Consider the following 22,106-nt stretch of genomic DNA (forward strand, 5'->3'; position numbering starts at 1 on the left):
CTCTCCCAGTTACTCGAGGGTAATACTACTTGCCAGTAGGTAGGCGGGCAAGCGTGCCGAAATCACCCTGACGGGTCCACTGCCGGTACCGTCTCCGGGCAGCAACGAGGAGGTCCAGCGTGTCAGAGGAAGATCAGCGTCCGCCCGAGCGGGCCCGGCGGCTGCCGCGTGCCGTGCGCGAGCGGCAGATCCTGGACGCCGCCGTCCAGGTCTTCTCGCGCCACGGCTACCACGCCGCGTCGATGGACGAGATCTCCGACGTCGCCGGCGTCTCGAAGCCGATGATCTACACCTACCTCGGCTCGAAGGAAGACCTCTTCGGCGCGTGCATCCGCCGCGAGGCGACGCGCCTGCTCGAGGCCATCCAGGCCGGCGTTCAGCCCGACCTGCCGCCGGACATGCAGCTTTGGCACGGCCTGCGGTCCTTCTACCGCTTCGTCGCCGAGTACCGCGAGTCCTGGACGGTCCTGCACCGCCAGGCCCTCACCGTCGGCGGCGCCTTCGCCGCGGAGATCACCGACATGCGGGCGCGCGCGATCCAGCTCGTCGCCGCGCTCGTCGTGTCCGCCGGCACCCGCAAGGGCGTCGGCGAGCAAGCCGAGTTCTCCGGCGAAGGCCTGGCCGCCTCGCTGGTCGGGGGAGCCGAGTCCCTGGCCGACTGGGCCCTCGACCACCCCGACATCTCCGACGGCGTCCTCGCCTCCTGGCTGATGAACCTCGTCTGGCTCGGCTTCAACGACCTCATCGAAGGCGCGGTCTGGAAGCCGTCAGAGTGAGCTGATCGTCCCCTCCAGGTGCGGCTTCGACTTGCTCCACAGCTCGAACGCCCAGCCGTCGTCCACCGGCCAGGACGTGAAGGCGGCCTTGGCCGGCAGCAGCACCGGCTGCTTGAAGCGGACGTCCACAGTGAACGCCTCCGGCAGCCGGCCTTCGAAGGCGGCTAGCGCGTGGGCCTTCGTCCACATGCCGTGGGCGATCGCCGCCGGGAAGCCGAACAGGCGGGCCGTCAGCGGGTGCAGGTGGATCGGGTTGCGGTCGCCGGATACCTCCGCGTAGCGCCGTCCGATGTCGCCTGGGATGCGCCAGATCGCGTCCGGGGTCGGCGGCGCCAGCTGCTCACGCCGCGAAGAAGCACCCGACGAGCCTCCGCGACGCAGGTACGTGCTGACGTCCGTCCACACCGTCTCGTCGCCGGCCTGGGCTTCGCTGATCACGTCGAACTGACGCCCCTTCTCGTGCGGACGCAGGTTCTCCGCCCGCACGCGCACGGTCAGCGGCTCGCCCACCCGCAGCGCGCGGTGCTGGGTGATCCGGTTCGCCACGTGCACCATGCCGAGCAGCGGGAACGGGAACCCCGGCTCGGTCATCAGCGCCATCTGCAGCGGGAACGCCAGCATGTGCGGGTACGTCGCCGGCAGCTCGTCGCTCAGCCGGAAGCCGCACACCGTGGTGTACGCGGCCAGGTGGGCCGGGTCGACGACGACGCCGGTGCGCACCAGCTCCGTGTCCGGTAGCTCGCCCCCCGACGGCTTGCGCAGGACGCCGCCGAGCAGGGCCTTCGGGTACAGCGTGGCCAGGCTCGGCGTGCTGTCGAGTTCGCGGATCGCCACGTCACGCCCCCAGCAGGGCCTGGCCGCAGACGCGGACCACGTTGCCGTTCACCGCGGCCGACGCCGGGTTCGCGTACCAGGCGATCGTCTCGGCGACGTCGACCGGCAGCCCGCCCTGGCCGAGGCTGGACAGCCGCCGCCCGGCCTCGCGGATGAACAGCGGCACCGCGGCCGTCATCTTGGTCTCGATGAACCCGGGCGCGACGGCGTTGATCGTGCCGCCGTACGCCGCGAGCTGCGGCGCGCCGACGTTCACCATGCCGATCACGCCCGCCTTCGACGTCGCGTAGTTCGTCTGGCCGACGTTGCCGGCGATGCCCGCGATCGACGAGACGCCGATGATGCGGCCGTTCTCGTTCAGGACGCGATCGGCGAGGAGCTTGTCGTTCACCGCGAGCTGCGAAGCGAGGTTGACGGCGATCACCGAGTCCCACGCGCTTTCGCTCATGTTGCCCAGCGTCTTGTCGCGCGTGATGCCCGCGTTGTGCACGACGATGTCGACGCCGCCGTGACGCTCCTTCAAGTACTCCGCGAGCTTCGCGGGCGCGCTCGGCGAAGTGATGTCGAGCTGCAACGACGACCCGCCGACCTTGTTCGCCACCTTCGACAGGTCACCGCCCTGGGCGGGGATGTCGAGCGCGACGACGTGCGCGCCGTCGCGGGCCAGCACCTCGGCGATCGCCGCGCCGATGCCGCGGGACGCGCCGGTGACCAGGGCGACCTTGCCGTCGAGGGGCTTTTCCCAGTTCGACGGCGCCGAAGCCGTCTTGCCTTCGGTGCCGATCCGGATGACCTGCGCGTCGACGAACGCCGACTTCGCCGAGAGCAGGAAGCGCAGCGTCGAGTCCGTGGCCTCTTCGGCGCCCTCGGCGACGTACACGAGCTGGGCGGTCGCGCCGCGCTTCAGCTCCTTGCCCACCGAACGGATGAATCCCTCGAGCGCGCGCTGAGCGATCCGCTCGCGGCCTTCGACCTGCTCCGGCGGCGTGCCCAGCACGACGACCCGGCCGGACGGGCCGACGCTGCGGATCACCGGGTGGAAGAAGTCGTACACCTCGCGCAGCCGGGCCGGGTCGGTGACGCCGGTGGCGTCGAAGACGAGCGCCGCGTGCCGGTCGGCAGCCGAGGCGATCACCTCGATACCGGCGTCGGCCAGCTGGTCGCGAAGGGTTTTCTCGAGCCGGCCGCCGGGCGCGGCGCCGAGAAGTGCGGGACCCTCGAGGGCGGGTTGCCCGGGCTGGTAGCGGCGCAGCGTCGCGGGGTTCGGCAGGCCGAGCTTCGGCACCACGAACTTCCCCAACGGGGTTTTCGTGAACTGCTGGTACCTGTCAGCCATCGGTTGCCTCCCGTGCAGTCTGCGTCACGTCGCAGTCTAACCTACTCCCGAGTAGGTTAAAGTGTGAGGGACACGACCAGAGAGGTGAAGTCATGCCGCCGAAGAAGACACCCGCCGTGCGCAAGGTCGCCATCATCGGGGGCAACCGGATCCCCTTCGCGCGGTCCAACGGGCCGTACGCGAAGGCGTCGAACCAGGACATGTTCACCGCCGCCCTCGACGGCCTGGTCAGCCGCTTCTCGCTGCAGGGCGAGGTGATCGGCGAGGTCGCCGCCGGCGCCGTGCTCAAGCACTCGAAGGACTTCAACCTGGCCCGCGAGAGCGTGCTGGGCAGCAAGCTTTCGCCCGCGACGCCCGCGTCCGACGTCCAGATGGCGTGCGGCACCGGCCTGCAGGCGATCGTGAACGTCGCCAACAAGATCGCGCTCGGCCAGCTCGACTCGGCCATCGCCGGCGGCGTCGACACGACCAGCGACGCGCCGCTCGCCGTCAACGAGGACCTGCGTCAGATCCTCATCCAGCTCAACGCGGCCAAGACGCTCGGCGACCGCCTCAAGCTCGTCGCGAAGATCCGGCCCGGGCACATCGTCCCGGCGATCCCGCGCAACGAGGAGCCGCGCACCGGCCTGTCGATGGGCGAGCACGCCGCGCTGACGGCGAAGGTCTGGGAGATCACTCGCGAGGCGCAGGACGAACTGGCCGCGAGCAGTCACCAGAAGCTCGCCGCCGCCTACGACCGCGGGTTCTTCGACGACCTCGTCACGCCGTTCCTCAAGCTCGCGCGCGACCAGAACCTGCGGCCGGACTCGACGGCGGAGAAGCTCGCCAAGCTCAAGCCGGCTTTCGGCGGCCCCGAGGGCACGATGACGGCGGGCAACTCGACGCCGCTGACCGACGGTGCGTCGACGGTTCTGCTGGCCACGGACGAGTGGGCCAAGGCGCACAAGCTGCCGGTGCTGGCCTACCTGACGTTCTCGCAGACCGCGGCCGTCGACTACGTCCACGGCGACGAGGGCCTGCTGATGGCGCCCGCCTACGCCGTGCCGCGGATGCTCGCGCGCGCCGGGCTTTCGCTGCAGGACTTCGACTTCTACGAGATCCACGAGGCGTTCGCGTCGCAGGTGCTGGCCACGCTCAAGGCGTGGGAGGACCCGGCGTTCGCCAAGGAGAAGCTGGAACTGGACGAGCCACTCGGCGCGATCGACCGGGCCAAGCTGAACGTCAACGGCTCGTCGCTGGCGGCCGGGCACCCGTTCGCCGCGACCGGCGGCCGGATCGTCGCGACCCTGGCGAAGCTGCTGCACGAGAAGGGGTCCGGCCGCGGCCTGATCTCCATCTGCGCGGCCGGCGGCCAGGGCGTCACCGCGATCCTGGAGAAGTAGCCCCTACGCGTAAGTGCCACCCGAGGGTGGCACTTACGCGTAGGCTCAGTTGGGGAGCGCCTTCTGCGCCCGCTTCGCGAGCTTGTTCGCCCGCTTCTCGGCCTTGCGGCTCAGCTTCCCGGCCGCGGCGCCGACGTCCTTCGCCGCGTGCTTCGCGCGCCAGGCCGCCGACGGCTTCCCGTGCGTGTCGGCCACCGCGAGCAGCAGGCCACCGGCCAGGCTGGCGTTCTTGAAGAACTGGACCTGCTGCTGCTGGCGCTCGCCCGGGTCCTTGATGGTCCAGAAGCTGTGCGTCGAAAGCGTCGTCGGCACCAGGCTGCCGAGGAGCAGCCCCGCCGCGAGCCGCGGCGCCTTGCCGGACGCGAGCGCGAGACCGGCGCCGATCTTCACCGCGGCGTCGATCCGGACGAGCGTCACCGGGTCCCGCGGGATCTGCTCCGGGAGTTTGTCGCCGAACTTGTCGAGCGCGTTGTTGAGGAACGGTTCCGCCGCTTTGGCGTGGCCCTCGGCCTGCCTCAGCGCATTGATCCCGCCCGTCACGAAGATCGTGGCGAGCAGGGGACGGGCCACTCGACGGAGTATCACGGTCATAGCCTTCCTCGTACGGGCCGCTGCCTGGTCGAACCTACTCCGTGGATGCCCGCTCGGCCCGTGCTCGAATCCTCATCGGGCTTTCTGGCTCTTTATAGCCTTGGTGCTAGATAGTCTTATAGAGACTTAGCGGTTGACCTTGACGCTGCGTCAACTTCTATCGTCGACGACATGGAGTGGTCGATCCAGGACATCGCCCGCTCGGCGGGGACCACGAGCCGGACGCTGCGCCACTACGGCGCGGTCGGCCTGCTCGAACCCAGCCGGGTCGGCAGCAACGGCTACCGCTACTACGACGAGCAGGCGCTCGTCCGGCTGCAGCGGATCCTGCTGCTGCGCGAGCTCGGCCTCGGCCTGCCGGCGATCGCCGGGGTGCTCGACGGGCAGCAGGACAGCGCCGCGGCGCTGGAGACCCACCTGGAGCTGCTCGAAGGGGAGCAGCGGCGGATCGGACGGCAGATCGAGTCGGTCCGTACGACCCTCCGGAAACTGAAGGGAGGTGAACGACTGATGGCAGAAGAGGTGTTCGACGGCTTCGACCACACCCGCTACGAGGAGGAGGTCACGCGCCGCTGGGGCGCTGACGCGTACCGGCGCGGCGACCAGTGGTGGAGTTCGTTGTCGGCCGCGGAGAAGGAGGCCCACCAGCAGGAGCAGCGCGACATCGTGGCCGCGTTCCAAGCGGCGTCCGGCCTCGCCCCGGACTCCGACGAGGTCCAGGCGATCACGCGGCGGCTGCACGAGTGGCTCCGGCCGGCGGTTTCGTCGGTGTCCGCGGGGTACTTCGCGGGCCTCGGGCAGTTGTACGTGGACGACCCGCGGTACGGGCTCGAAGGCCCGACGGCCGGGTTCGTGCGGGATGCGATGAAGATCTACGCGGAACGGAACCTGAGTGACTAGTGGTGCGTCGTAAGGGCGCACTGGGGGTAGGGACGAGCAGGGCTGCAGACCTGTTCGTCTCTATGTACGGCCATCCGGTCGAACCTGCGCGACACGCGCTAGGCGTCTATGGCGGAATATCGGGCTCACGCTAGAAACGCCGATAGCTTGGCAGAGTGGACCCCATCCGCAATCCCTTCGCGCCGGGCGCCGGGCAGCGGCCGCCCGAGCTGGCCGGGCGGGAGCGCGAGCTCAAGGCCTTCGAAGTGGTTCTCGAACGCGTTGCGCGGGGGCGGCCCGAACGCAGTCTCGTGCTCACCGGCCTTCGTGGGGTCGGGAAGACCGTCCTCCTCGGGGAGCTGCGGGCGATGGCCGTGCGGCACAAGTGGGGGGCCGGGAAGATCGAGGCGCGGCCGGACGCCGAGCTGCGGCGGCCGCTGTCCGCCGCGCTGCACCGGGCCATCCGGGACCTCGCCGTGCGGCATCGGGCGCCGGATCGGGTCGAAGAAGTGCTCGGGGTCCTGAAGGCCTTTGCGCTGCGGGCCAACAAGCCCGATGCCAAGCTGCGCGACCGATGGCAGCCGGGCATCGACGTGCCCGCCGCGCAGGGGCGGGCCGACTCCGGGGACATCGAGATCGACCTCGTCGAGTTGTTCACCGACGTCGCCGAGCTGGCCGCGGACGTCGGCACCGGCGTTGCGCTGCTCATCGACGAGATCCAGGACCTGCAACCGGACGACGTCTCGGCGTTGTGCGCGGCCTGCCACGAGCTCTCGCAGTCCGGGGCGCCGCTCGTCGTCGTCGGGGCCGGGCTGCCGCACGTGCCCGCCGTTCTTTCGGCGTCGAAGTCCTACTCCGAGCGGCTCTTCCGGTATGCGCGCATCGACCGGCTCAGCCGCGAGGACGCCGACTTCGCCGTGATGGCACCGATCGAACGCGAAGACGCCGGCATCGAGCCGGAGGCCCTCGACGCCCTCTTCGACGCGTCCGGCGGCTACCCCTACTTCATCCAGGCCTACGGCAAGGCGGCCTGGGACGCGGCGCCGTCCGACCCGATCACCGTCAAGGACGTCCAGGTCGCGGCGCCCGAGGCGGAGTCCGAGCTGGCGGTCGGCTTCTTCGGGTCGCGCTACGAGCGGGCGACGCCGGCCGAGCGGGAGTACCTCCAGGCGATGGCCTCGCTGACCCAGGGCCGCGACGAGCCCGCCGGCACCGCCGACGTCGCCGTGTTCCTGGGGCGGAAGCCGTCGTCGCTCTCGCCGGCGCGCGACAGCCTGATGAAGAAGGGCCTCGTGTACTCCGCCGAGCGGGGGCAGATCGCCTTCACCGTGCCGCACTTCGGCCACTACCTGCTCGGCCGCGACTGACCTGGGCTTTTACCGCTGTCTCGCGATCTATGAGCGTCACTAAGAGTGTCTTGCGTTTCTACTAGATACCGCTAGAAGTCTCTAGCGGGTTGCTTCGCGGTGACCGGCGCCACCCGCGATCTCTCCGGCCGATACCCAAATTTGCCGATGATTCATCGGCAAGTGCGCCAAGTCACCGGATATTCGTTGGCGTTCTTGGGGAAAACGGCGCATACTAGACCTACAAGCCACCAAGACCCTCGAAGGGGATGCAGAAACCGATGAACAACATCGCCGCCAAGCTCCGTGCCCGTCGCGCCGAGGTTCGCACTCGCCGGGCGCTGAACCGGGCGATCGACACCGCCGCCACCGCGACGGTCCGTCAGGAACTCATCGCGATCGCGCAGGCTCGCTCGGGCTACATGCGCTGATCTCTTCACCCCGTGGCGGTCGCCCATTCGAGTGACCTAGGCCACATCGTGCTCATGGTGTAACGCCGCCCGGAGGGGCGTCGATACCCAGTACGACCCCGTGATGCTGGCGGACCCCCGACCTGGCAGCATCGCGGGGTTTCCCATTTCCCCGGTAAACCTCTTGCGGGCGGCGCCCTCCGCAGTAATCTTTGACTTCGTCAACGAACTTGTTGAGGTGGTCAATGAACGACACTCAGCTCGCCGACCGGGTGGCCGCGGTCCGCGCCTTCAACCGGCTCTACACGTCGGTCATCGGCGTGCTCGACGAAGGACCGGCGGACGCCGAGTACTCGCTGCCGGAAGCCCGCGTGCTCTTCGAACTCGCCCACCAAGACCCGCTTCCGGTCACGGACCTGCGGAAACGGCTCGACCTCGACGCGGGCTACGCCAGCCGGCTGCTCGCGCGCCTCGAGTCCCGCGGGCTGGTCGTGCGCGAACGGTCCGAGGAGGACGCCCGCCGCCAGCTCGTGCGCCCGACCGCGGCGGGCCGGGACGCCTTCGCGGTGCTGAACCGCCGGTCGACCGACCAGATCGGCGGGCTGCTGCGCCGCTTCGCCGACGAAGACCAGCAGCGCCTCCTGACGGCGATGCGCACGATCGGCGACCTGGTCGGCGACTGCCGCCGCGACCCGGCTCTCGTCCTCCGCCCGCCACGACCGGGCGACCTCGGATGGGTGGTGGAGCGGCACGGCGCGCTGTACGCCCGCGAGTACGGCTTCGGCGCCCCGTTCGAAGCGCTCGTCGCCCGGCTCGCCGCGGACTTCCTCGACAACACCGGCAACCCGCGGCAGGCGTTCTGGATCGCCGAGCTCGACGGCGAGCGGGTGGGCAGCATCGGCTGCGGCCGGGGACCGGACGCGGACACGGCGAAGATCCGGTTGCTGCTGATCGAGCCGTCGGCTCGCGGCCACGGTGTCGGCAAGCGGCTGGTGACCGAGTGCGTGGCGTTCGCCAGGGCGCAGGGCTACCGCGCGATGGAGCTGTCGACGGTGTCCATCCTCGACGCCGCGCGGTCGATCTACCGCGCGGTGGGGTTCCGGCTGGTCGCCGAGACGGAGTTCGACGACTGGGGCCCGAAGCTCACCGACGAAACCTGGCGCCTGGCGTTCTAGCGCGGGACGCGGCCGAGCAGGAAGAACTCCGGGTTCGGCCGCAGCGCGGTGAGGTGGGCGAGGCGGTTCGACATCGCGAACAGCGCCGTGATCGCGCCGATGTCCCAGATCTCGTCTTCGGTCAGGCCGGCGTTGCGGGCGGCTTCGAGGTCACCTTCGCCGAACAGGGCGGAGTCCCGGGCGAGGGCCAGGGCCAGATCGACGATCGCGCGGCCGCGCTCGTCCAGCTCCACCTGCCACGGGTTGCTCGACACCCGATCGGCCAACTCCGGGTCCTTGGCGCGGATGCGCAGGATCGCGCCGTGGGCGACGACGCAGTACGTGCAGTGGTTGGCGCCGGACGTGGCGACGACGACCAGCTCGCGCTCCGCCTTGGTGAGCCCGTCGCTGCGTTCCATCAGCGCGTCGTGGTAGTCGAGGAACGCGCGCAGCTCGGCGGGGCGGTGGCCGAGGGCGCGGAAGATGTTCGGCGTGAACCCGGACTTCTCGGCGATCACGCCGACGCGCTCGCGCAGGTCGTCGGGCAGGTCTTCCAGTTCGGTCACCGGGAACCGGCTGATGGCGTCGCTCATACCCCGCACGCTAGCCGTGGTTGGCTGGTGGTGTGACGGACTACGTCGACGGGTACTGCGAACGCCTCGCGCCCGGGCTCTGGGGTGAACCGCTCAACAGTCTCAGCAACCTCGCTTTCCTGGTGGCCGCGGTGCTGGTGTGGCGGCTGGCCGCGGGGAACCGGACCGGTCGGGTGCTCGCCGGGTTGATCGGGCTCGTCTTCGTGGCCAGCAGCGTCTTCCACGTGCTGGCGACGCGGTGGGCGGGCGCCGCGGACTCGGGCGCCATCCTCGTCTTCGTGCTGGTGTACGCCGTGGTGTTCGTGCGGGAGTTCTGGAGCACGCGGTGGGCGTGGGTGGCCGCGCCGGCGTTTCTCGTGCTGACCGCGGCCACCGCGTTGCTGGGCGGCGGGCTCTACCTCTCCGCGCTGATCGGCCTCGGCGTCTTCGCCGTGGTGCTCGCCTTCCAGCGGGACACCGCCTGGCCGCAGTTCGCCGTCGCGGGTGCGATTTTCGCGCTCTCACTGAGCTTGCGCACGCTCGACCGGGACGTGTGTGACTACGTCCCGGCCGGCACGCACTTCCTCTGGCACCTGCTCAACGGGCTGGTGCTCTACCTCGTTTCCCGGGCGATCATCCGTCCACAGTGGACCTAGTGGACGCCGATCGGGCGGAGGTCCTTGTCGTTCTCGTCGGCGTGGTAGTCCTCGGCGTTGGTGTCGTCGGTTCCGTTGAACACCTTCAGCTGCCGGGCGATCACGGTGACGATCGCCGCGACCACCAGGTTGGCGATCAGCGCCACGAAACCGACGTAGATCTGGACCTGGGAACCCGCGAACGGGTGCCAGCCGAAGATCGACATGTTGCCCAGCGCCAGCGCCGAACCGCCGAAGTGGAGCTTGCCGTTGGCCGGGTTGGGGATGCCGTACAGCATGATCAGACCCCAGCCGATGCCGACGATCCAGCCCGCGATCAGGCCCCAGCGGTGGAACCAGCGCGTGTACAGCGCGAGCGCCACGGCCGGCAGCGTCTGCAGGATCAGCACGCCGCCGATGAGCTGGAGGTCGATCGAGAACTGCGGGTCGATCAGGATGATCACGGCCACCGCGCCGAGCTTGACGACCAGCGAAGCCAGCTTGGCCTGCTTCGCTTCCTCGGCGGGGGTCGCGTTCTTGCGGATGTACTCCTTGTAGATGTTGCGGGTCCACAGGTTGGCTGCGGCGATCGACATGATCGCGGCCGGCACCAGCGCGCCGATGCCGATCGCGGCGAACGCGATGCCGGCGAACCAAGACGAGAACTGGTTGTCGAACAGGACCGGGACGATCGTGTTGCCGTCCGCCTTGCCGGTCGCCGCGTTCGTCAGCGGCTTGACGCCGGCGGTGATCGCCACGTAACCGAGCAGCGCCAGCAGGCCGAGCACCAGCGAGTACGCCGGCAGCGCGACCATGTTCCGCTTGATCACGCTGCGGCCGCGCGAGGCGAGCACGCTGGTCAGCGAGTGCGGGTACAGGAACAGCGCCAGCGCCGACCCCAGGGCCAGCGTCGCGTACTGCAGCTGGTTGTTGGCCGTGAGCAGGATCGACCCGGACGGCTTGCCGGTGGTCGGGCTCGGCGTGCCGAGCTTCTTCGCCGCCGCGTCGAAGATGTGCGACCAGCCGCCGAGCTTCGAGGGCAGGTAGATGATCGCCACCAGGATCACCAGGTAGATCAGGATGTCCTTGACGAACGCGATCAGCGCGGGCGCCCGCAGGCCGGACTGGTAGGTGTAGAAGGCCAGGATGATGAAGGCGACCAGCAGCGGCAGGTGCCCGACGATGCCGGAGCCGTTGATGCCCATCGTCCGCAGCACGGCTTCGAGGCCGACCAGCTGCAGCGCGATGTACGGCATGGTCGCGACGATGCCGGTGATCGCCACCAGCAGCGCCAGGATCGGCGAGCCGAAGCGGCCGCGCACGAAGTCGGCCGGGGTCACGTAGCCGCGGACCCGCGAAACCGACCACATCCGCAGCGCCGGGAGCAGGACGATCGGGTAGACGACGATCGTGTACGGCAGCGCGTACAGGCCGAGCGCGCCGGCGCTGAACACCAGCGCGGGCACCGCGACGAACGTGTACGCCGTGTAGAGGTCACCGCCGAGCAGGAACCAGGTGATCCACGAGCCGAACTTGCGGCCGCCGAGTCCCCATTCGTCCAGGTGGTCCAGCGTGCTGCCGCGCTGCCAGCGCGACGCCATGAAGCCGAGCACGGTGACCAGGGCGAACAGGAGCGTGAAGATGATCAGCTCGGGCCACTGCAGGTTGCTCATCGAGCGTCCCCCTCGTCCAGGTCCTCGACGCTCAGCTTGTCCGGCGCGTCGACGGTCGGCTTGTCCCGCGTCATCAGGTAGACGATCCAGGTGCTCAGCACCCCGACGCCGACCATGAGGAATTGGAACCAGTAGAAGAAGGGCATCCCGAACAGCCGTGGACCGTCCATGTTGAACAGTGGCGTGACCAGGACCAGCAACGGGACGATCAGGAGCAGGTTCCACGGGCTGAACTGGAACCCGCGCACCTTTCCGTCGTGCTTCACAGTCGACATCGGACCTCACCCTTGACACTTCCGTAACCGACTGACTGACCTTAAGACCTGGGTGACAGCGAGTCACGCTTGTCCGATATCGATTTGATCGCCCCGCGCAAAGCTCTCCGACGAACGTGGGTTGCCCCGCCCGTACGGGCCCGATATCAATAGCCGACTCCGCACGCGCAAAAACCCAAAAGGGGCAACCGTATGACACGACTCCGCTACGCGGTGGTGATCCCGGCGATCGCCGGCACCCTGCTGGCCGGGTTCACTCCTGCGTTCGCAGGTCAGGAGGTCGCGGCCGGTAAACAGCCGCTGAACTCCACGAACATCCCGGCGCAGTACGCGAACCAGAAGCTGGACTGGCACCAGTGCGCTGTCCCCTCCGAGCTGCCGACGGCCCCGCCCGCGGGCGCCGAGGACATGGAGTGCGCGACCTACAAGACCCCGCGCAACTGGTACCAGGCGAACGCCCAGATCGACCTGACCATCGCGGTCAGCCGCCTGAAGGCGACGAAGGACGCGACCGCCAGCGTCGTCACCAACCCCGGTGGCCCGGGCGCGCCCGGCCGCAACTTCCCGGCCCGCCTGCGCAACCAGACGAAGCTGCGCGAGCACCAGGAGATCGTCGGCTTCGACCCGCGCGGCACCGGCAAGAGCACCAACATCACCTGCGGCGGCGCCATCGGCACCGGGTCGGACCTGGACCCGCGTGACCGCGACCGCGGCAACCTGAACCTGATCCTGCAGGCGACGAAGTACGCGGCGCTGTCCTGCCAGCAGAAGTCCGGCGAGCTCGGCCCGCTGATCAACACCGACCAGACGGTCAAGGACATCGACCTGCTGCGCGTGCTGCTCGGCCGCGACAAGATCAACTGGGTCGGCTACTCGGCGGGCACCTGGATGGGCGCGCACTACGCGCAGGCCTACCCGACGCGCACCGGCCGGTTCGTCCTCGACTCGGCCACCGAGTTCACCACGACCTGGCAGAAGTCGTTCGACTGGCAGCCGCTCGGCTTCGAGCGCCGCTTCCGGCAGGACTTCCTCCCGTGGGTGGCGAAGTACGACAAGCTCTACCACTTCGGCACCACCGGCGAGGCCGCCCGCCAGACCTACGAGCAGGTCCGCTACGCCCTGACCCAGGGCGCGGTCACCCTGCCCGACGGCTCGACCGTCTCGGCCAACGGCCTCGACTCGTTCATCGCGTCGCAGATCTACTCGAAGCGCGCCTTCCCCGGCCTGGCCGACTACCTGGTCAGCGTCCGCACGCTGACCCAGGGCACCGCTTCGGCGGCGGCCAAGTCCTCGGCCGCGCAGAAGGCCAAGGCCGCGGACAAGAGCACCGTCACCTACGGCGCGCAGCCGCTGATGGTGCCGGCCGACGGCGACTCCTACGACGCCAGCTTCTGGACCATCCCGTGCAACGAGGGTCCGTGGACCGGCTCGCCGAACAGCGCCATCAAGGACTCGCAGAAGCTGATCGACAAGCAGCTGCCGCTCCTCGGGGCCGGCTGGTTCATCCAGCCGTGCCTGTTCTGGAAGAAGCCGCCGTCCCCGCTGCCCGTCCTGGACGGCAAGGGTGTCCCGCCGGTGCTGATCGTCGAGTCGGAGCACGACCCGGCGACGCCGATCGAAGGCGCGAAGCGCGCGCACAAGGCGTTCGCGGGTTCGCGGATGCTGACCATCACCGGCGAGGGTGACCACGGCATCTACGCCGGCGGCAACGCGGGTGTGGACAAGGTCGTGGAGGCCTACCTGATCGACGGCGTGGTGCCGAACGACCAGAGCCTGCCCGGCATGCCACTTCCGGTGCCCGCGGGCGCCTGAGGGCACTAGATGTGGTGGGGCCCCGCCGAACTCCGGTTCGGCGGGGCCTTTTCCACACCTGTGCACAGAGTTGTCCACAGGCCGTGGACAACTACTGGTATTAGAATCACGCTCATGGTGCGAGTGCCGCTTACGGACGAAGAGCGCGAGCGAGGCGAACGCCTCGGCCAGGCCCTGCGGGCGGCGCGGGCCGGCCGGAGCATGGTCGACGTCGCCGCCGAGGCGGAGATCTCGGTCGAGACGCTCCGGAAGATCGAGACCGGCCGGATTCCGACGCCGGCGTTCTTCACGGTCGCGGCTATTGCCGACGCTGTCGGGTTGCCGCTGGAGGAGCTGCGGGCGGCCGTCACGCCTGCCGCGTCGCCGCCGCTTTCGCAGGCGAGCTGACCTCCTGGACATGCGCTGGCACCTCACCGAGGACATCGGCGACTTCCTGACCCAGGCCGGGGACTTCCTCCGCTCGCGGCCCGCGCTGCACACCTCGCAGCTGACCCGGCTCGAGAAGCTGCGAACCCACGAAGAAGAGGGCACGCTCTTCGGCCGGCTGGAGCGGGACGGCGAGGTCCGCGCGATCTGCTACCTCCGCCCGTCGCTACGCCTGATCCTGACTCCGGTCGCCCCGGACGAGGCCGACGCCCTCGCCGCGGACCTGACCGGCCACGCGTTGTGCGGAGTGACCGCGGAGGACGACTCCGCCACCGCGTTCGCCGAGGCGTGGCACCGCCGAACCGGCACAACGCCGGAGCCGGGCGTGCGGGTGCGCCTGCACCGGCTCGGCACGCTCACCCCGCCCGACCCGATGCCCGAAGGTCGCGCTTCGGCCGCGCCGGACCACGCGGAGGTCGTGCGCTGGTGCAGCGAGTTCGCCACCGCGGTCGGGCACGCGCCCCCGGCCGACGAGCGGTCCTGGGCCGCCTCGAACTTCGCGGGCAAGCGGTTCACGTTCTGGCAGACCGGCGTTCCGGTCGCCATGGCGGGCTCAACCCCGCTGCTGAGCGGCATGGTCCGGATCGACCCCATCTACACCCCGGCCCGGTTCCGCGGCCGGGGCTACGCGGGCGCGGTGACGGTGGCGGCGAGCCAGGCCGCGCTCGCCGCCGGCGCGACGGACGTGGTCCTCTACACCGATCCCGCCAACGTCACGAGCAACGCCCTGTACCGGCGCCTCGGCTTCGTCCCGATCGCCGCGTTCTGCGGGTACGACTTCCGCTAGAGCGGGCGCAGCTGCTTGAGGATGTGCTCGCGGTCGTTGAGGAACGCGCAGCCCGGCACCGGGAGGTCGTAGCTGTTCAGCAGCTTCTCGAAGTCCGAAAACTCGTCGGCGGAGAAGCCGAAGCCGACGCGGAAGGCGTGCGCCGCCAGGACGTCGGCCAGTTCCTCCCACTCGCCGGCCCACAGCAGGGTGCGGTAGTGCGTGTAGTCCTCCGGCGAAAGGCGGTTGCCGATCATCGTGAGGACGCTGTCGGCGAAGAAGCTGATGCGGTTGCCCTTGAGGTCCGCCACCGTCGGGTTCGCCGGGTCGCGGGCGGTGTCGGGGTTGCGGACCACGCCCGGCCCGGCCACCGGGTAGGCGGTGTGGACGTGCCCGTTGTCCTCGACCAGCACGATCAAGTGGACGTTGAACCGCTCGCCGGCGCAGCGCCAGCGGCCGTTGCGCTGCTGGCGCCGGGCCTCGCTGGGGTCGTTGGCGACGTCCTTGACCACGGAGATGATCTGCTCGTCAGTCCAGCCGGCCGGGAACTCGCTGGTCGCCCTGCGCCCGACGCCCGGTGCGTGCCCGCCGCCCACTCGCTGCTCCCTTCGTCGCAACGAGCGTAGGTCAAACGGCGGCGGCGAGCAGCACGATGCCGACGACCTGGAGATCGAGACCGCGGAAGAGCTGGCGGGTGAGGTTGGCCGGCATCGGGCCCATCGGGGTGTCGATGAACCCGGGATTCGCGTAGTCAACGGCGGTGCGGGTGACCGTCCGCAGGATCGAGAGCACCGAAAGCGGCACGGCCAGCCACGCGCCCACGGCGAACGACGTCCCACCCGCGAGGGTGACCACGAACAGCACTGTCCACCAGGCGAGACCCACCCCGGCGAGCACCAGGCCGTGGGCCAGCACTAGGTCCCGATCCCGCGAACCCAGCCACCTGCGGCGGCCCGGATTGCGCCACAGCTCGCCGAGCCCGCCGGCGAACGGTGTCAGCGCGACGTACGCGCCGAGGCCGACCAGGACCGCGCCCGGCACGGTCGGCACCGCGATGTGCGCGACGACGACCGCGAGGCCGACCAGCAGCGCCGCACCCGCGTACCGGGACCGGCCGAGCGTCCCGGCCCAGGCCAGCCGCAGCGGGGTCGGGCGGCGCAGCGAAAGCCCGCCGATCGGCGCGGACGGCGGGAGCAGCATCATCGGGTCGAGGAAGGTGACGGCGACCGAGCGCAGCACCCGGCCGTCCCACCCGGCGAGCAGCGCCGCCCGGCCCGCGCGCGACACCGGTTCGCCGCCGAAGGCCAGCGGCAGCGCCGCGACCAGCACCCCGGCCGCGACGAACTGCACGGTGGCCGGGCCGAGGCGGAGCGCGGCGATGCCCAGGCCGAGCACCGCGAGCGCCAGCGGGCCGAGCGCGTCGAGGCGCAGTGCCGTCCGCCGGGCCGACGCGAAGGCCGCCACCCCGGTCGCGGCGACGATCGCGACCGCCGCGCGCCACTCGTTCAGCCCGGCGCCGCCGACGGCGAGCAGCAGCGCGGCCAGGTAGCCGGTCACCGCGATCACGCCGGTCCAGGCGCCGAGCAGCCGGAGCGTGACGACGCGGCCGCGGTCGACCGGGGCGAAGTCGAGCCAGGTCAGCTCCGCCGGCTCGACCCAGGCGAAGCCTCGCCGCAGCAGGCCGCGCCAGGCCACCGCGCAGCACAGCGTCAGCAGCCCGAGCACGGCCGGGAAGTCCACAATGGACGATCCGTAGAGCGCTGGACGCCAGGCGTCGACGTGGAAGAACGCAGTGAACAGGAACCCGAAGCCGAACAGGAAGACGAAGCTCGCGGTGTCGCCGCTGAAGATCCCGCCGAACCGCTTCCGGCCGGGGATCCGCATCCGCCTCGGGGTCAGGGTCACCACAGTTCGAGCACGCTGTCCGCGGCTTCGAGCAGCGGCGGGTGGTGGGTGGCCACCACGACCGCCGCGCCGGCCGCCGTCGACCGGGCGATCACCTCGACCAGCCATTCCTTGCCCGCCGTGTCCAGCGCGCGTTCCGGCTCGTCGAGCAGGAGCACCCGGTGGGGCCGCGCGGTGACGCCGAGCAGCAGCAGCCGACGCCGCTGGCCCGCGGAGAAGTGCCCGGCCGTCACGCGCATGCGTTCGCCCAGGCCCGCGTCACGCAGCAGTTCCTCGTGGTCGCCGAGGTCGGCGCCGAACGAACCGGACAGCAGCTCGAGGTGCTGCAACGGCGTCAGCTCGGCGAAGAAGTCGGAGTCGTCGAAGAGCACCGACACCTTGCGCCGGAATTCGACGACCCGCTCGTCCGGCACCTTGCCGTCGATCAGCACGCGGCCCCGCTGCGGTTTCTGCATGCCGTAGAAGCAGCGCATCAATGTCGACTTGCCGACACCGTTCGGCCCGACGATCGCGGCGCACTCGCCGGGGTCGACGGCGAAGTCCAGGTCGTCGAACAGCCAGAGCTCGCCGGCCCGGACGCCGAGCGCCTTCGCGTCGATCATCGGAGGGCTTCGAGGACCGGGGCGAACTCGTCGAGGAACGGCTCGAGGACGGTGAAGTAGCTGAACCCGAACCGCTCGCGGTGCCCGCGGAGCTGGTCGGCGATCTGCGCGGGCGTGCCGACGAGGGCGACCGGCAGCTCGCCGATCTCGGTGGCGCTCAGGCGGCCGCCCACCAGCTGCTCCAGCTCGGCCAGGCCGGCCGCGCGGTCGTTCGTGACCTTCACGAACTGGCAGAGCAGGTTGAACTCCACCGAAGACGCGCGGTCGCCGAGCTTCGCCCGCACGAACGCCACGCGCTCGTCGACCTCCTCGGGCGCGGCCGCGGCCAAGGGCGAGCCGTCGGGCGTCTTGGTGGTCCCGGTGAAACCGATGATGTCGGCGTGCTGCGCGGCCAGGCTCAGCACCCGGTCGCCGCGGCCACCCAGCAGCAGGGGCGGGCCGTCCGGACGCACCGGCGCCGGCTGGTGCTCGGGGTCGGCGTACCGCCGCTTGAGCTCGGTGATCGTCCGCTCGAGGTGGTCGACGCGCTCGCGGGCGGACGGGAACGGCATCCCGGCGGCCTCGAACTCCTCCTTGACGTACCCCGCGCCGAGCCCGAGCTCCAGGCGCCCGCCGGTGAACTGGTCGGTGCCCGTGACGTCCCGGGCGAGCAGCACCGGGTTGTAGAAGGGTGCGTTGAGCACGAAGGTGTTCAGCTTGACGCGCGAGGTGACCTCGCCGGCCAGCACGAGCGCCGGGAACGGCGGCGCCATGCCCAGGTGGTCGGCCGCCGACAGGACGTCGAAGCCGAGGTCCTCGGCCTTGCGGCACTTCTCGACCCAGGCGGCGCGGCCTTCCGGCACGACCATGTTGACACCGAAACGGAAATCCCCAGTCATGCCGACCAAGGTACTCACCGGAGCTTTTCGATCACCGGGCCCAGCCTGCCCAGGTCGTCTTCGAGCACCGTGAAATAGCTGACGCCGAGGGTCTCGCGGGTGCGCAGCAGCTGCTCGGCCGCCGCTTCCGCCGAGCCGGCGAGGACCGTGGCCAGCTCGCCGAGCTCCTGGACGCCGAGGTGCGGCACGAGTTCGTGGGCCGCCTCCAGGGCCGCCCGCCGGTCATCGGTGATCCGGACGAAGTGGACCATCAGGTTCAGCTCGACGTCCCGGCCGTCGAGCACCTGCTTCACGAAGCCGGCGCGCTCGGCCAGCGCGGCGGCACCGGCCAGGGCGAGCCGCCCCTCGGCCGCGCCGGGCGCGGTGCCGGTGAGGGCGATGGTGTCGGCGTGCGCGGCGGCGAAGGTCAGCATCCGGTCGCCGCGGCCGCCGAGCAGCAGCGGCGGCCGCGGGCGGTCGGTGAACGCACGCTCCAGCTCGGTGACCACGTCGACGAGCCGTTCGAACCGGCGGCCGGGCGTGCCCCAGTCGACGCCGGCGGCTTCGAACTCCGCGCGGACGTACCCCGCACCGATCCCGATCTCCACCCGGCCGCCGGTGAACTCGTCGAGCGCGGTGACGTCCCGGGCCAGCAGCACCGGGTTGTGGAAGCTCGCGTTGAGGACGTAGGTGTTCAGCCGGATCCGCTCGGTGGCCTCGGCGGCGAGGAGCAGGGCCGGGAGCGGCGCGACCCGGCCGAGGTGGTCGACCACGCCGACGACGTCGTAGCCGAGGTCCTCGGCCTGGCGGCACTTCGCCACCCACTCGGCCCGTGAGCCGGGCACGTACAGCGCGACGCCGAAGCGGAACGGTCTCATGGCCGCGAAGTTACCCGGAAAAGGAAGAAGGGGACGTCTCCCGGATGCGGCCGGGAGGCGTCCCCTGTCTCAGGGAGCTCAGCTGAGGCGCTGGGCCAGCGCGTCGAGCTCGTCACGCAGCGACGTCGGAACCTTGTCGCCGATCTTCTCGAACCACTCCTCGATCAGCGGCAGCTCCTCGCGCCATTCCTCGGGCTTGACGTCCAGGGCGGCCTGGATGTCCTCGATCGGCTCGGTCAGGCCCTCGGTGTCGAGGTCCTCGGCCCGCGGCACGAAGCCCACCGGCGTCTCGACCGCGTTGCCGCGACCCTCGACGCGCTCGACGACCCACTTGAGGATCCGCGAGTTCTCGCCGAAGCCCGGCCACAGGAACCGGCCGTCGTCGCCGCGGCGGAACCAGTTGACGTAGAAGATCTTCGGCAGCTTGTTCGCGTCGGCGTTCTTGCCCAGGTTCAGCCAGTGCTTGAAGTAGTCACCGGCGTGGTAGCCGAGGAACGGCAGCATCGCCATCGGGTCGCGGCGGACGTTGCCGACCGCGCCGGCGGCGGCAGCGGTGGTTTCCGACGACATGGTGGCGCCCATGAAGACGCCGTGCTGCCAGTCGCGGGCCTCGTTGACCAGCGGGACCGTGGTCTTGCGGCGGCCGCCGAACAGGATCGCCGAGATCGGCACGCCCTTCGGGTCGTCCCACTCCGGCGCGAGGATCGGGCACTGCGACATCGGCGTGCAGTAGCGCGAGTTCGGGTGAGCCGCCTTCTCCTCGGAGTCCGGCGTCCAGTCTTGGTGCTTCCACGAAGTGGCGTGCTGGGGCTTGTTCTCCATGCCCTCCCACCAGATGTCGCCGTCGTCGGTCAGGGCGACGTTCGTGAAGACCGTGTTGCCCTTCTCGATCGTGCGCATGGCGTTCGGGTTGGTGTGCCAGTCGGTGCCCGGCGCGACGCCGAAGAAGCCGAACTCCGGGTTGACCGCGTACAGGCGGCCGTCTTCACCGAAGCGCATCCAGGCGATGTCGTCGCCCAGGGTCTCGGCGCGCCAGCCCGGGATGGTCGGCTGCAGCATGGCGAGGTTGGTCTTGCCGCAGGCGCTGGGGAACGCGGCCGCGACGTAGTGGACCTTGTCCTCGGGCGAGATCAGCTTGAGGATCAGCATGTGCTCGGCGAGCCAGCCCTCGTCGCGCGCCATCACCGAAGCGATGCGCAGCGAGTAGCACTTCTTGCCCAGCAGCGAGTTGCCGCCGTACCCCGAGCCGTAGCTCCAGATCGCGCGCTCCTCGGGGAAGTGCGAAATGTACTTCGTTTCGTTGCAGGGCCAGGAAACGTCCTTCTCGCCCGGTTCGAGCGGGTGGCCGACTGAGTGCAGCGCGGGCACGAATTCGCGCTCACTGCCGTCCGGCGCGACGAACTTCTCGAGGGCCGCCTTGCCGGCGCGGGTCATCACGCGCATCGACGCGACAACGTAGGCGAAATCGGTGATTTCGATACCCAGCTTGGGATTCTCGTCGCCGAGCGGGCCCATGCAGAACGGGATGACGTACATCGTGCGGCCACGCATCGAGCCGCGGAACAGCTCGGTCATGGTGGCCTTCATCTCGGCCGGGTCCATCCAGTTGTTGGTCGGACCGGCGTCCTCGGGACGCTCGGAGCAGATGAAGGTCCGGTCTTCGACGCGGGCGACGTCGTTCGGGTCGGAAGTGGCCCAGAAGGAGTTCGGCTTCGACTTGAGCTGCACGAACGTGCCCGCCTCGACCAGCTCCTGGTTGATCCGGGCGGCTTCTTCGTCAGACCCGTCGACCCACACCACGCGGTCCGGGGTGGTCAGCTCGGCGACCTCCCGGACGAAGGACAGCACGCCACTGTGCGTCGTCGGCGCGGTGTCCAGTCCGGGGATGGCGACTGCGGTCATCTCTACTCCTGACTTCCGACGACAAATGCGCCCGCACCGGAACGACGTTGTCCCGGTGCGGGCGTCATTGCCGGCGACCGAATGGCTTCGCACACCGGCTGGCGAACCGGTGTGTGCGATTTGGGATTCCCCGAGAGTAGCCGCATGACCGGCAAGTAACCGAGAGCTGACGTGTAGGTTCTCTCACAAGAACGATAAGGGAATCGATTCAGATGTCACTTGATCGGTGTATTCGCCGAAAATCTTGCGGTGGCCCGGGACACACCTGTGACCTGCTCGTTTTCATTGAAGACATGAAGAAAGCCCGAGGCCGCAGCCTCGGGCTTTCAAACTATGACCTGGGTCACTTTCAGTTCGGCGAAATCCACTGCCCGGTGCCGGAGTCGATGCGCGCGACGCCTTCCAGGGTCTGCGTGCCGGCCTCGCCCCAGGCCGCGTCCGCGGCGGGATCGCCGTCGTTCCTCAGTCCACTCGAGACTTCGGTCCACTGGCCGGGGCCGGAGTGCTCGAACGTCGTGGTCGTGCCGTCGGACTCGGTCTGCACCGCGATGTCCGCTTCGCCGTCGCCGTCCTTGTCGGTGAAGGCGATGGTGCCGCCGCTCTTCGTCTCGACGATGGCGGTGTCGTTGTGGCCGTCGTGGTCGGTGTCGATGGTCGCGACGCCCGCGTCGACCTCGCCGTCCGGCAGGTCGGCGTGGATGTGGCCGCCGGAGCTGTCGTCCCGGCCGCCGGTGTCGGAGTCGTCGTGGCCGCCGCCCGCGCCGTCCTGGACCCACTGGCCGCTGGCCTCGTCGTAGACCGCCTGCTCGACGACCTTCCCGTTCTCGTCCAGCACGGCGTAGTGGTCGGCCTCGCCGTCGTGGTTCGTGTCGATGAACGCCTGGGCCGAGCCGTCGTCGTGCTCGATGATCGCGGTGTCGTTCACCCCGTCTTCGTTCACGTCGTAGTTGACCTCGGCCTGGTACTCCTGGCCGTCGACGTGGACGGTCATCGCGTCCGGGCTGCTCGCGTCGGTGTCGCTGCCGCCGCTCTCGTCGACCCACATGGCACTTCCCCCTTCGAACCGGGTAACACGCTCCGACCTGCTGTCTGAGG

At 69.9% G+C, this 22,106-nt stretch carries 23 protein-coding genes; 10 read left to right on the forward strand and 13 right to left on the reverse strand.

The genetic code is table 11. The features are described from left to right. The first annotated feature begins 119 nt into the window (after window positions 1-119). Window positions 120-776 carry a TetR/AcrR family transcriptional regulator gene (locus ACWEF6_RS17885; RefSeq protein WP_043787198.1) on the forward strand — a complete coding sequence of 219 codons (657 nt, stop codon included), beginning with the start codon at window positions 120-122 and terminating at the stop codon, window positions 774-776. Here the strand turns inward: ACWEF6_RS17885 and ACWEF6_RS17890 are convergent. Next, window positions 768-1,610 carry a MaoC family dehydratase gene (locus ACWEF6_RS17890; protein WP_449683949.1) on the reverse strand — a complete coding sequence of 281 codons (843 nt, stop codon included), beginning with the start codon at window positions 1,608-1,610 and terminating at the stop codon, window positions 768-770. The two genes, ACWEF6_RS17885 and ACWEF6_RS17890, sit on opposite strands and share 9 nt — an antisense overlap. A gap of 1 nt (window position 1,611) precedes the next feature. Further along, window positions 1,612-2,946 (reverse strand): 3-oxoacyl-ACP reductase, encoded by a 1,335-nt coding sequence (locus ACWEF6_RS17895; RefSeq protein ID WP_449683950.1) that lies wholly within the window; start codon window positions 2,944-2,946, stop codon window positions 1,612-1,614. 92 nt (window positions 2,947-3,038) lie between these two features. Here ACWEF6_RS17895 and ACWEF6_RS17900 point away from each other — a divergent pair, with 92 nt between their 5' ends. After that, entirely contained in the window at window positions 3,039-4,328 is a 1,290-nt protein-coding gene (locus tag ACWEF6_RS17900) for an acetyl-CoA C-acetyltransferase (protein ID WP_449683951.1), read from the forward strand. A 45-nt stretch (window positions 4,329-4,373) separates the two neighbouring features. Here ACWEF6_RS17900 and ACWEF6_RS17905 read toward each other — a convergent pair whose 3' ends face one another. Further along, on the reverse strand, window positions 4,374-4,919 hold the full coding sequence (locus ACWEF6_RS17905) for a DoxX family protein (RefSeq protein WP_449683952.1): 546 nt from the start codon (window positions 4,917-4,919) through the stop codon (window positions 4,374-4,376). A gap of 171 nt (window positions 4,920-5,090) precedes the next feature. Between ACWEF6_RS17905 and ACWEF6_RS17910 the strand changes: the two genes are divergently transcribed. The 4 genes from ACWEF6_RS17910 (at window position 5,091) to ACWEF6_RS17925 (ending at window position 8,729) form a co-directional block, all read left to right on the forward strand. After that, window positions 5,091-5,819, forward strand: coding sequence for a MerR family transcriptional regulator (locus ACWEF6_RS17910; protein WP_449683953.1), 729 nt, complete (start codon window positions 5,091-5,093; stop codon window positions 5,817-5,819). A gap of 155 nt (window positions 5,820-5,974) precedes the next feature. Continuing rightward, window positions 5,975-7,165, forward strand: a complete 1,191-nt coding sequence (locus ACWEF6_RS17915; protein WP_003058004.1) for an ATP-binding protein — start codon at window positions 5,975-5,977, stop codon at window positions 7,163-7,165. A 260-nt stretch (window positions 7,166-7,425) separates the two neighbouring features. Next, the gene (locus ACWEF6_RS17920) at window positions 7,426-7,575 is read left to right on the forward strand and encodes a hypothetical protein (RefSeq protein WP_167379635.1); all 150 of its coding nucleotides are present in this window, start codon (window positions 7,426-7,428) and stop codon (window positions 7,573-7,575) included. 224 nt (window positions 7,576-7,799) lie between these two features. Beyond that, window positions 7,800-8,729: a bifunctional helix-turn-helix transcriptional regulator/GNAT family N-acetyltransferase gene (locus ACWEF6_RS17925; protein WP_449683954.1), complete on the forward strand. Its 930-nt coding sequence runs from the start codon at window positions 7,800-7,802 to the stop codon at window positions 8,727-8,729. On the opposite strand, the gene ACWEF6_RS17930 is transcribed toward ACWEF6_RS17925, so the two are convergent. Beyond that, window positions 8,726-9,301: a peroxidase-related enzyme gene (locus ACWEF6_RS17930; protein WP_449683955.1), complete on the reverse strand. Its 576-nt coding sequence runs from the start codon at window positions 9,299-9,301 to the stop codon at window positions 8,726-8,728. The genes ACWEF6_RS17925 and ACWEF6_RS17930 overlap by 4 nt on opposite strands. Window positions 9,302-9,333: 32 nt before the next feature. Between ACWEF6_RS17930 and ACWEF6_RS17935 the strand changes: the two genes are divergently transcribed. Further along, complete coding sequence (locus tag ACWEF6_RS17935) at window positions 9,334-9,936, forward strand: hypothetical protein (RefSeq protein ID WP_449683956.1); 603 nt, start codon at window positions 9,334-9,336, stop codon at window positions 9,934-9,936. Here the strand turns inward: ACWEF6_RS17935 and mctP are convergent. Then, window positions 9,933-11,588 carry a monocarboxylate uptake permease MctP gene (mctP, locus tag ACWEF6_RS17940; protein WP_449683957.1) on the reverse strand — a complete coding sequence of 552 codons (1,656 nt, stop codon included), beginning with the start codon at window positions 11,586-11,588 and terminating at the stop codon, window positions 9,933-9,935. The two genes, ACWEF6_RS17935 and mctP, sit on opposite strands and share 4 nt — an antisense overlap. After that, window positions 11,585-11,863, reverse strand: coding sequence for a DUF3311 domain-containing protein (locus tag ACWEF6_RS17945; RefSeq protein ID WP_310969647.1), 279 nt, complete (start codon window positions 11,861-11,863; stop codon window positions 11,585-11,587). The genes mctP and ACWEF6_RS17945 overlap by 4 nt, the downstream gene beginning before the upstream one ends. 192 nt (window positions 11,864-12,055) lie before the next feature. Here ACWEF6_RS17945 and ACWEF6_RS17950 point away from each other — a divergent pair, with 192 nt between their 5' ends. From ACWEF6_RS17950 to ACWEF6_RS17960, 3 genes are all read left to right on the forward strand, one after another. Further along, window positions 12,056-13,675: an alpha/beta hydrolase gene (locus tag ACWEF6_RS17950; protein WP_449683958.1), complete on the forward strand. Its 1,620-nt coding sequence runs from the start codon at window positions 12,056-12,058 to the stop codon at window positions 13,673-13,675. Window positions 13,676-13,789: 114 nt separating this feature from the next. Then, entirely contained in the window at window positions 13,790-14,062 is a 273-nt protein-coding gene (locus ACWEF6_RS17955; protein WP_310969649.1) for a helix-turn-helix domain-containing protein, read from the forward strand. Between the two features lie 10 nt (window positions 14,063-14,072). Next, window positions 14,073-14,888, forward strand: a complete 816-nt coding sequence (locus tag ACWEF6_RS17960) for a GNAT family N-acetyltransferase (RefSeq protein WP_449683959.1) — start codon at window positions 14,073-14,075, stop codon at window positions 14,886-14,888. Here ACWEF6_RS17960 and ACWEF6_RS17965 read toward each other — a convergent pair. The 7 genes from ACWEF6_RS17965 to ACWEF6_RS17995 form a co-directional block, all read right to left on the reverse strand. Beyond that, entirely contained in the window at window positions 14,885-15,463 is a 579-nt protein-coding gene (locus tag ACWEF6_RS17965; RefSeq protein WP_449683960.1) for an EndoU domain-containing protein, read from the reverse strand. The two genes, ACWEF6_RS17960 and ACWEF6_RS17965, sit on opposite strands and share 4 nt — an antisense overlap. Window positions 15,464-15,494: 31 nt before the next feature. Continuing rightward, window positions 15,495-16,775 carry a hypothetical protein gene (locus ACWEF6_RS17970; RefSeq protein ID WP_449683961.1) on the reverse strand — a complete coding sequence of 427 codons (1,281 nt, stop codon included), beginning with the start codon at window positions 16,773-16,775 and terminating at the stop codon, window positions 15,495-15,497. Beyond that, window positions 16,769-17,374: an ABC transporter ATP-binding protein gene (locus ACWEF6_RS17975; RefSeq protein ID WP_449683962.1), complete on the reverse strand. Its 606-nt coding sequence runs from the start codon at window positions 17,372-17,374 to the stop codon at window positions 16,769-16,771. The genes ACWEF6_RS17970 and ACWEF6_RS17975 overlap by 7 nt, the downstream gene beginning before the upstream one ends. After that, entirely contained in the window at window positions 17,371-18,252 is an 882-nt protein-coding gene (locus ACWEF6_RS17980) for an LLM class F420-dependent oxidoreductase (RefSeq protein ID WP_449683963.1), read from the reverse strand. The genes ACWEF6_RS17975 and ACWEF6_RS17980 overlap by 4 nt, the downstream gene beginning before the upstream one ends. 14 nt (window positions 18,253-18,266) lie before the next feature. After that, window positions 18,267-19,109, reverse strand: a complete 843-nt coding sequence (locus tag ACWEF6_RS17985; RefSeq protein WP_449683964.1) for a TIGR03621 family F420-dependent LLM class oxidoreductase — start codon at window positions 19,107-19,109, stop codon at window positions 18,267-18,269. 78 nt (window positions 19,110-19,187) lie between these two features. Beyond that, window positions 19,188-21,011, reverse strand: coding sequence for a phosphoenolpyruvate carboxykinase (GTP) (locus tag ACWEF6_RS17990; RefSeq protein ID WP_449683965.1), 1,824 nt, complete (start codon window positions 21,009-21,011; stop codon window positions 19,188-19,190). A gap of 349 nt (window positions 21,012-21,360) precedes the next feature. Then, window positions 21,361-22,056, reverse strand: a complete 696-nt coding sequence (locus ACWEF6_RS17995; RefSeq protein ID WP_310968443.1) for a hypothetical protein — start codon at window positions 22,054-22,056, stop codon at window positions 21,361-21,363. Between the last annotated feature and the right edge of the window lie 50 nt (window positions 22,057-22,106).

It is taken from the genome of Amycolatopsis sp. NPDC004772, assembly GCF_053601215.1.